Genomic DNA, 1,373 nt, shown 5'->3' with positions numbered 1-1,373 from the left:
GGAGGCGCAACGCCTGCGCGATGGTGGTGATTCCGGCGTCGGCGAGGGCTGCCGGGCCCGCGCCGAGCAGGACGGGGGCGAGATAGCCGACGACCTTGTCGACGGCGCCCGCGGCGAGGAACGCCCCGGCGAGGGTGGGCCCGCCCTCCAGCAGGACGGAGCGCACCCCGCGGCCGTGCAGCTCGGCCAGGAGCGCGGGGATCTGGAGGCCGGTTTCCGCGCGCGGCAGCCTTACGGTCTCCACGCCCGGCCGCCGCGGCAGATGCGCGATGCCCGCGTCCTCGGCGACGGCGATCAGCGTGGGCGCGGCGTCGTCCAGGACCCGGGCGCCGGGCTTGATGGTGGCGCCCGTGTCCACGACGACCCGCAGCGGCTGGGTGGCACCCTCCCGGTCCCGCACGGCCAAGTGGGGGTCGTCGGCGCGCAGGGTGCCGGAGCCCACGACGACGGCGTCGGCCTCCGCGCGCAGCCGGTGCACATCGGCGCGGGACTCGGCGGAGGTGATCCAGCGGCTGGTGCCGTCGGCCGCGGCGCTGCGGCCGTCCAGGGTCGCGGCGAACTTCCACAGCACGAAGGGGCGGCCGCGGCGCATCGCGGTCAGCCACGGCTCGTTGACCGCCTCGGCCTCGTCGGCCAGCAGCCCGGCGTCGACCTCGACCCCGGCGGCGGCCAGGGTCGCGGCGCCGCCCTTGGCCTGGGCGGTGGGGTCGGCGACGGCGTAGTGAACGCGGGCGATCCCGGCGGCGATCAGGGCCTGCGAGCAGGGGCCGGTGCGGCCGGTGTGGTCGCAGGGCTCGAGGGTGACGACGGCGGTGCCGCCGCGAGCCCGCTCCCCCGCCGCGCGCAGCGCGTGGACCTCGGCGTGCGGACCGCCGGCCCGCTGGTGCCAGCCCTCGCCGACGACGCGGCCACCGGCGTCGAGGACGACGCAGCCGACGACGGGGTTGGGGCTCGTATGGCCGAGGCCGCGGGCGGCGAGCGCGACGGCATGGCGCATCGCTTGGGCTTCGGCTGCGGTGGCCACCGGGTCCTCCTGCCTCTTCGGGCACGGACTCCGGGGCTGTCGAGATGACATGGAAGCGGAAACGCCGCCGCCAGTACGCCGGGATCGGCAAAGGGTCCGCATCCCGCGTATGCGAGGGCGGACCGCCGAGGCGGCGCACCGGTGATGTCGCTACCGCCGCGCACTGCCTCCCATCCGGACTTTCACCGTCGGTCCAGGAATTTCACCTGGTCAACCGGCCGCTGGCGGCGGACGGGTCGCGGACTGTAACCGCCGGTTCGGATTTTCACCGACCCCGGAGTGCGCTGACGTCACTGGTACGGCACCAGTCTGCCATGGCCATCGGCCCAGCTGGGAGGCGACCCTGTGT

At 75.7% G+C, this 1,373-nt stretch carries 1 protein-coding gene and 1 riboswitch; the gene reads right to left on the bottom strand.

Features of this window, described 5'->3' with window-relative positions:
- On the bottom strand, positions 1 to 1,024 hold a 1,024-nt coding region (ribD, locus tag GWI24_RS44420), incomplete at its 3' end, for a bifunctional diaminohydroxyphosphoribosylaminopyrimidine deaminase/5-amino-6-(5-phosphoribosylamino)uracil reductase RibD (protein WP_210951670.1).
- A gap of 156 nt (positions 1,025 to 1,180) precedes the next feature.
- Positions 1,181 to 1,311, bottom strand: a riboswitch (FMN riboswitch).
- Positions 1,312 to 1,373: the final 62 nt, after the last annotated feature.

The sequence above is a fragment of the Streptomyces sp. MK37H genome, assembly GCF_018035285.1.
Taxonomy (GTDB): domain Bacteria; phylum Actinomycetota; class Actinomycetes; order Streptomycetales; family Streptomycetaceae; genus Streptomyces; species Streptomyces endocoffeicus.
Note: the sequence above shows the minus strand (reverse complement) of the source record. Positions and strands in the feature narration are given on the sequence as shown.